The organism is Armatimonadota bacterium, assembly GCA_035527535.1.
GTDB lineage: Bacteria > Armatimonadota > Hebobacteria.
The window spans coordinates 1-7,801 of sequence record DATLAK010000030.1 but is presented as its reverse complement, the minus strand read 5'-3'; the positions used below and the strand labels follow the sequence as shown (position 1 = coordinate 7,801).

The window sequence follows — 7,801 nt, the reverse complement described above, 5'->3', positions numbered from 1 at the left end:
GGCATCGAAACGCCAGAATCAGGCGAATCGTGCGCGTGAAAAGGCCATCGGGGCCGACAGGCGCGATGCTCTCGGTTCTGGTCGAGAGAGGTTTCGAGCGCGATAGGTTGGTGGAGGCGGTGGGAATCGAACCCACGTCCGCAACACCCCCGACTCCGCTGTGCGCCACCAGCCGCCTGCGCTGGCTTGTCGGCCTCGGCGGGTTCAGCCGCAGGTCGCGCCTGCGCTGGCGCCATTGGCGCGGTTGCCTGTGCGCGACACTGGTTTGACCGGCCCCACGCGGGGGCATGACGGCGGGCTCGGTCGCGTTCAGGAGCCCGCGTAGCGGCCACAGCGCCGGCCCTCGTCGAGCATGGCGAGGAAGTTGGCCGTCGGGACGTAGTTGGCGACGCTGTTGCCCGAGCCCAGGGCCCAGCCCCCGCCCGGAGCGCATTCCTCGATGCAGCGGCGGGTGTAGGCGCGCACCTCGTCCTCGGTGCCGCGCGCCAGCACGTCCATGTCCACGCCGCCCAGCAGCGCGACGCGGTCGCCCCACCGCCGCTTGGCCTCCCACACCGGCATGATGACATCCTCGAACGAGTGCCTGGCGTCAATACCGATGTCGTCAATCAGCTCGTCCATGATCTCATCGAGCCTGCCGCAGGAGTGCATCAGCACCGGCTTGCCATGGCGGTGGGCGATCTCGCAGATGCGCCGCTGGGTGGGGAAGATGTATTGGCGCAGCACCGCGGGCGAAACCAGGGTGCCGCCCTTGAAACCCATGTCATCGTTGAGCCACTGCGCGCCCACGAAGTCCATGCCGGCGGTATTCTCGACCACCTGGCACAGGATTTCGCCAATCCGCTCCACAACCGCGGCCACCAGGTTCGGCTGGTCCACCAGCGCGAAGCTGAAGGCTTCGAAACCCATGAGGAAGGTCAGGTTCTCCAGCGGCCCGCCGGGGATGGTCGGCACCACCTTCATCCCGTCGGGCAGTTGCCGCCCCACGGCCTCCAACATGCGAAAGGCGGCCGGCGTGACCTCGGGCCACGGGTAGGCCTCGAATTCATCCCAGGTGGTAATCGGTCCCGTCGCCTCGTTGACCCAACCCCGATGCTCGCGCGAGAGCTGCGCCGTGTCCGCCGCTAGCAGCCGGGGCCTGGGGAAGCTCAGGTCCACCCCCTGGGTGACGTAGTCGTACCCCATATCGCGCCAGAAGCGCACCCGCCAGGCGGCCCACGCCTCCGTCTCCTCCGGCGGCGCCGGGGGCGGCTCCTGGATGGCCTCCATGATCTCCTGGTCGTGGAAGAGCTCCGAAAACGGCACGCGATCCGGCTCGCCCTGCCGGAGCACGACCTTGAGGAATCTCTCGAAACGCGGATCCGGGGTCGCCATGTGTCCTCCGTAGGTGCCGCCGCGGGACAATGCCCGCCGCGCGGTCGCGCCGGTCACCGCCGTCCTCGGGCGGGTGCAGTTTCGGCGTTGCCCAGACCGCCTCCTGCACCGCAAGCGTCCGTGACGAAACGCCTGGGGGCAAGGGCTAGGGGGCCATCAAGAGAAGCGTCGGAAGCCCAATCGTGAAACTTCCGGCGATGGATGGCGGCAAGAGCCACCCACATGTCACACGCGCCCGCTCAGGCCTGACTGATCCGCGGAAACCTTGACCGGACGCCAGCAACAAAGGAAGCACCTGGACGGCTCGCGTGAGCGCTGCAACTGCCTGATGGGCATGGTGCACCCCGACTCCCGTCGGGGTGAGGGGGGCCATGCTGGCGTCTGTTGAACGACCGGCTCACCGCCCAGGTGCTATATTCACATCTCGAAAAAAGCCCATCGCTCGTCACTTCGAGGATGGGCATTCGGGGCCCTTTCGAACCTGCGCTGTGGCCGGCTCGAAAGTCCTTATTCGCCTGTCGCAGCATATAGTACCAGACGCCGCGTTGTCTGTCAACGCTCCTGGGCAGACGCACCCCCCGGGCGGGCAGCGCCGGCCAGCCGCCGACGGCTCACTGCACGACGCGATTGTCGTCCTCCGCCGCGGGCTTAAGCAGGGGCCGCGGCGCCATCAGCCTGCCCGCCTCGATGACCTCAAGGGCGACCTGCTTCATGGGACGGCGCTGGTCGCGACTGGCCTTCTGCAAGCGGCGAAAGGCTTCCGCTTCGGTCAGCCCGGCGCGATCCATGAGCACCCCCTTGGCGCGCTCGACGAGCTTGCGCGCCTCCAGGGCCTCGTTGAGGTCCTGCCGTTCGCGCCGGAGCTGCTCCAGTTCGGCGAAGCGCGACGCGGCGACATGGAGCGCCGACAGGAGTTGACAGCGGTTGACGGGCTTGACCAGGTAGGCGCAGGCGCCCGCCTCCGTCGCGGCGCGCACGGTTTCATCGTCGCTGTACGCGGTGAGCATCACCACCGCCACCGGGCGCTTCTCCAGCAGCCTGCGCGTCGTCTCGATCCCGTCCAGGCCCGGCATCTTGATATCCATCAGCACCAGATCGGGCTGCGCCTGCTCCGATTGCGCCAGGCATTCCTCGCCGTCCCTTGCCTCGCCCACCACCGTGTGGCCGGCTGCCGTCAGCAGCCGCCGCAGCTTGAGCACGGTCAGGCCCTCGTCCTCGCAGACCAGAATGCGCATGCTCCTGAGCCCTGTCGGTTCGCTTACCGCCGCCCTACATTTGCCGACCATCTTGACCCCTTTGCATCATTGCTACCTCGGGAAGCGCACCCACGCCACCGTCCCGCGGGCGCGACCGCGCGGGCGCTCGAAGGCGATGGTCCCGCGCAGATCCCGCTCCGCCAACACCCGCGCTATCTCCAGGCCGACGTGCCCGTGCAGGTGGGCCTCGAAGCCCTCCGGCAGGCCGCTGCCGTTGTCCGCTACCTGGAGCGATATGCTGCCGCCTTCCTCTTTCATCTCGACTTTGACGACGCCGCCGCGCCCATGGTTCAACCCGTGCTGCACGGCGTTGCTCACCAGCTCGTTGACGATGAGCGCCACCGCGGTGGTGCGCTTGGCGCTCTGCTTGAGGGGGCAGGCGTCCACCGTTACTTCCACCCGCTGGTCGCTGCGCCGACTGCCGGTCACGACCAACGGCACCAGCCGCGCCAGCACCTGCGCCACGTCCACCGTCGCCGCATCCTGGTGGCGGCTCAGGAACTCGTGCACCATGGCAATGGCCCGCACGCGTTGGATGCTGTGCTCGATGCTCTCGGCGGAGGCGGCCCCGCCGCGCTCCAACAGCTCCAGTTCGAGCACGTCGCACACCGCCTGGAGATTGTTCTTAATCCGGTGGTGCGCCTCCTGCACCGCCAGGCTCAGTTGCTCCGAGCGCCGCTGTGCCTCCCGCAGCAGGAAGACGTTGTCCAGAGTGATGCCGACCTGGTTGGCGAGCGCCATTGCCATGTCAATGTCATCGCGCGTCTGCGCTGTCGGGCGCTCCCGGTCTTGCGCCAGGCAGACCCCCCAGCGCCCCCTGCGGGTGATGATCGGCACCGCAATGGCGCAAGGCGATCCCAGGATCCGGCAGTAGTCCGCAGGCAATCCATCCGCACCCGCGACCTCTGCTGAATGCACGGCCTGACGCTCGCTGAGCGCGGATGACAGCAGGGGAGCATTGCCCAGCGACGCCAGCGGCAGTCTGCGCCAGCGCGCCTCGGCCAGCCCGTAGGCGCCGACCGGTGCCAGCAGATCTTCTCGCCTGCGGTACTCCAGCCCCAGCACGCGCCGAGCGCGCAGCACCCGCGCCATCGCGCGACACATGATCGCTATCGTCTCCTCGACCGAGGAACAGGAAGCGAGCTGCTGCGCCGCGTGGCTCAGGACCGCCAGCCGCTCGGCGCGCAGGCGCGCCGCCTGGTAGAGCCGCATGTTCGCCGCCCCCGCTCCCAACAGCGCCGCCAGGATCTTGAGCGTGCCCACCGCCTCGCGCGTGAACGGCGTCGCGTCAGGGCCGCCGACCACCATCACTCCGATGGGCGTGTCGCGCTCCGCAACCGGCACGATGATCGCGCTGCGAAGCCGATCCGGCAGCACCGCCCGCAGTGCAGGGTCGAGTCGGCGGGTGCGGCGAAGGTCGCGGCAAATGAGCGGTTTGCCGCGCTTGAGGATCTGCGCGCTGACGCTGCCCTCTACTGCTATGCGGCCGCCTCTGGCGATGTGCTCGGTACCGACGCCTCGCGCGGCGGTGAGCACGAAATCGCCGCCCTCGACCAGGTAAACGACCCCCGTTTCCAGGCCCAGCAGGCTCAGCGCATAGCTCAGGGCCCGCCCTGCAAGCTGCTTCGCGTCGGCGCCTCTGCCCACCGCCCGTGCCATACGGCCGATGGTGGCGAGCATGCTGCCGCGCCTGCGCAGGGTGCCCTCAATGCGGTCGCGCTCTCCGATGTCCACCCCCATGGCGATGGTTCCCAGAAAGCACCCCGCAGGGTCGCGGCCGTGGCCGTACCTCAGGAGCAGGGGTTTGCGCGATCCGTCCGGGCGGACGATGGTGACTTCGCAGTTGTGGATTCCGCCTTTGCCAGCGGCTTGGGAAGCGCGAATGGCAGCGACCTCTTCAGGTGGGAAGAGCTCTTCCCACACCCGCCCCAGGACGTCCTCGGGCTCGCGCCCCAAGGCCGCAAACACCGCGTTGTTTGCGAACGCGACCCGGTCGCTGCGGTCGAGCAGCATGATCGGGTCGCGGATGCCGTCCAGGATGTCCTTCCACGGCTGCGACTGCCCGCGCATCTGGGCCGACCAGTCCATGGCTCGGGCGTACAACCGGCTGTTGTCGGCCGCCAAAGCGGCCTGCTCCGCGAACAGACGCAGCACTTGCCGGTCCGCCTCTCGGAACACGCGGCGGCGCCGCTTCCGGGTAGCTATCAGCACTCCGATGACGCTGCCGCGCGCGATCAGCGGCACGACCACCAGGCTCTTGCTGTCGAGCCCGATGGCCGCCGGGCAACCGAGATCTGCATGCGTCTCGGCCGAGTTGCCGCTGATGACAACTCCGCCGCTTTCCCCCAAAGCCTTGAGGCCGCTGGGAGCGATCGGCAAGAGGGGGGAGGCGTGCACGATATCGGGGCTGATCTCACCGGCCGCGGCCCTGCATTCCAGGTGCTCCCGGTCGGCGGCGGCGAGGAGGATGAAAGCGGCGTCGGCATCTGCCGCCCCGAGCGCCTTGGTGGCGATCTCCTGGAGCGCCTGTGCCGGGTCGGACTGCGACGCGACCGCCGCGCCCGCCGCCTGCACGGCAAGCAGCACCTCGCCGACGCGAGCCAATTTCCGGTTCTCCGCTCGCAGCCGACGGCACTCACCCGCGGATTCCGCCGGCGGCGCCTTGTCCGCGCTGACCGACATTGCTCTCCCAGCGAGCGCGGCTGCCTTCTACCGCATCTTCGTGCAGTCGCGCCGACGCCCCGTTGTATCTATTCGACGCCGGAAGCGCCGGCCCTTTCGTGGAATGAACGCTCCAGCAGGAGCACCGGCGCTGTGACGCGAACCTCCCGCACGCGGAGGTGACGACGATGGATCACTGCTTGTTCTGCAAGATTATCGGTGGCGAAGTGCCCGCCAAGATCGTCCACCGGGACGATCACGTGGTCGCTTTCCATGACATCAATCCCCAGGCACCGGTGCACATCTTGGTCGTGCCTGTACGCCACGTCGAGAGCGTGCTCGACCTGCAAGCGGCCGACAGGTATCTGGTCGGGCGCCTGTGTGAGATCATCGCCCGGTTGGCGCGCGACCTCGGAGTCGCGGAAGGCGGCTTCAGAGCGGTCATCAACACCAACCGCGACGCAGGCCAGTCGGTTCCCCATCTCCATGTCCACGTCCTAGGGGGACGTCAGATGGCATGGCCGCCGGGATAGAGTCGGTTCCGTTCGGCCGCTGAACCGGCCGGCACAGGACGCTGCGCGCGGTGCTGATCCCCCTTTGGGAGCGCCTTTATGGCCGCCGCATGCACACGTCTGTGTGCGTTTGTGCCATTCGCGGGCGGACGTTGACAAGGGGGCTGGGTGACGCTATAATCAGGCGACGATGGGGCCTGTGACGAGGGCGCCATTCCGGGTCGCAATCAGGCAGGAACGGAGCGCAACCCCCGACGTGATCGAAGCTCCGGGAATGCTGGTTGGGTCCCAAGTCAAGTGTTTCCCAGGGAAGGGAGGGATATGTTTGCCGCTGGTTGAGATTCGAGACAACGAGTCGCTGGAGAACGCTCTAAAGAGGTTCAAGCGGCAGTTGCAACAGCATGGCGTGCTGGACGAGGCCCGACGCCACGAGCGCTACGAGAAACCGAGCGACCGGCGCCGGCGATTGGCCGCGACATCGGAGCGCCGTCGGCGCAAAGCGAATGCACGTAACAACCGTTGACAGTTAATGAGCTGGGCACCTCCCCCGCGGGCCGGCGCTACCGGGCGCGGGGGTTTGTGTGCCATGGGCTCCTTCCTCGGGGTCAGCGCCTGCGGTTCCCCAGAGGGCAGATTGGACGAAGAACAAACAGAAGTCACCGTGGTCGTGGCAGGTAACGGCGAAGCGACGGGCCTGCCGGGCAGCCGCGAGCGAACCCCGGGGGTCACAAGGGACGGGCCCGAGGCGCGCGGCGACGAGCCCGCGGCCCGGAGTTTCGCGGGCGAGGCGTGCCGCGCCCGCGCCGCCGGCGGCCGGTTTCGCTCATGCGTGGCGCGCGCCGTCTTCCTCCGGCGGCCTGAGCCCAGCCGGGCGCATTCCCCGGTCCCTGCCTACCCTCTCCATCGCCGTGTCCGTGGCGGATCTCTCCGGACTCTACCATGTCTGCCATTATCGAGCTAACGGCCCGTCTGGGGCGGCGCCTGGGCGCCGGCCTCAGCCGGCGACGTATGCTGCTGCGTGTGGCTCTGGGCCTGGCCACCGCGCTGGCACTCGCCGCCATCGTCGTCGGGCATGGGTACCAGTCCACGCGCGTGTTTCTGATGAGTGGTCAGCCCAGCCCCGAGACCATTCGCGCCCCGCACACTGCGACCTACGTTGACGAGCGCGCGACCGAACAGCTGCGAGACCGGGCTCAGCAGTGGGTGACGCCGGTGGTGGTGGTGAGGCCGGAGGCCATCGCTCACGCCGAAAACGAGGTGGCGCAGCTATTCGCCCTGCTGGTGTCACGCGCCGCGCGCGGCGAGGATCCCGCTCGCGTCCTGCCGCAGGTTTCGCCGCCGACCCTTGCCTGGCTTGAGAGCCAGGCAGCGGACAAGCTGGCCCTGCTGGCCGAACCGGCCAAGCAGATCGTGCGCGAGGCGATGCGCCGCCAGATACCGGACGAGGCTGACAAGGTGCAGGCCGCCCGCGAGGCCGCGGGCGCCGCGGCGGCCAAGTTGGCGCTCAAGGAGCCCGCGCGGGAGATCGTGGCGGCCGTCGCCCAGCGCGCGGTGCGACCGAATCTGGGCTATAACGCCGCGGCCACCGAGGACCTGCGCCGCGACGCGGCGCGCTCCGTGCGCCCGGTGGAGAAGACCGTGGTCGCGGGCGAAGTCATCGTGCGCCAGGGGGAGATCGCCGGCGCTGATGACATTGATGCCCTGCGCGCCGTCGGATTGCTGAGCGCGCTGCCCAATGTGCGGCAGATGCTGGCCATAATCGCCCTGTGCGCGCTGGCGGTGGTGGGACTGGCGGGCTATGTTCGGGTGCAGCAACCGCACGTGTACGAAGACACCCGGCTGCTTGCTCTCACCGCCCTCATCGGCACCCTGGCCCTGTTCGCGGTCAACCTGGTCAACCTGCGCGGGCCGCGGGCGGAGCTGCTGAGCATGCTGTCGGTGACGGCGGGGGTGATGATCATCGCCGTGCTGGTGGGCAATCGCATCGCGGTCATGGTG

Annotated in this window: 7 protein-coding genes; 4 read left to right on the top strand and 3 right to left on the bottom strand. The window is 68.5% G+C overall.

The features are described from left to right. On the top strand, window positions 1-269 hold a 269-nt coding region (locus tag VM221_01650; GenBank protein ID HUT73521.1), incomplete at its 5' end, for a hypothetical protein. A gap of 40 nt (window positions 270-309) precedes the next feature. Here VM221_01650 and VM221_01645 read toward each other — a convergent pair. The 3 genes from VM221_01645 to VM221_01635 all read right to left on the bottom strand — a co-directional run bounded on the left by VM221_01645 (window position 310) and on the right by VM221_01635 (window position 5,312). Further along, window positions 310-1,374, bottom strand: a complete 1,065-nt coding sequence (locus VM221_01645) for a uroporphyrinogen decarboxylase family protein (GenBank protein HUT73520.1) — start codon at window positions 1,372-1,374, stop codon at window positions 310-312. 611 nt (window positions 1,375-1,985) lie between these two features. Next, complete coding sequence (locus VM221_01640; GenBank protein ID HUT73519.1) at window positions 1,986-2,609, bottom strand: response regulator; 624 nt, start codon at window positions 2,607-2,609, stop codon at window positions 1,986-1,988. 72 nt (window positions 2,610-2,681) lie between these two features. Beyond that, window positions 2,682-5,312 (bottom strand): GAF domain-containing protein, encoded by a 2,631-nt coding sequence (locus tag VM221_01635; protein HUT73518.1) that lies wholly within the window; start codon window positions 5,310-5,312, stop codon window positions 2,682-2,684. A 167-nt stretch (window positions 5,313-5,479) separates the two neighbouring features. Between VM221_01635 and VM221_01630 the strand changes: the two genes are divergently transcribed. From VM221_01630 to VM221_01620, 3 genes are all read left to right on the top strand, one after another. Then, window positions 5,480-5,824 carry a histidine triad nucleotide-binding protein gene (locus VM221_01630; GenBank protein ID HUT73517.1) on the top strand — a complete coding sequence of 115 codons (345 nt, stop codon included), beginning with the start codon at window positions 5,480-5,482 and terminating at the stop codon, window positions 5,822-5,824. A gap of 304 nt (window positions 5,825-6,128) precedes the next feature. Continuing rightward, window positions 6,129-6,326, top strand: a complete 198-nt coding sequence (gene rpsU, locus VM221_01625) for a 30S ribosomal protein S21 (GenBank protein ID HUT73516.1) — start codon at window positions 6,129-6,131, stop codon at window positions 6,324-6,326. A 416-nt stretch (window positions 6,327-6,742) separates the two neighbouring features. Further along, window positions 6,743-7,801: hypothetical protein (locus VM221_01620; GenBank protein HUT73515.1), on the top strand; the 1,059-nt coding region annotated here is incomplete at its 3' end.

Coding starts and splice junctions, on each gene's coding strand:
- VM221_01645 (HUT73520.1), bottom strand. CDS start 1,374: ATGGCGACCCCGGATCCGCGTTTCGAGAGATTCCTCAAGGTCGTGCTC.
- VM221_01640 (HUT73519.1), bottom strand. CDS start 2,609: ATGCGCATTCTGGTCTGCGAGGACGAGGGCCTGACCGTGCTCAAGCTG.
- VM221_01635 (HUT73518.1), bottom strand. CDS start 5,312: ATGTCGGTCAGCGCGGACAAGGCGCCGCCGGCGGAATCCGCGGGTGAG.
- VM221_01630 (HUT73517.1), top strand. CDS start 5,480: ATGGATCACTGCTTGTTCTGCAAGATTATCGGTGGCGAAGTGCCCGCC.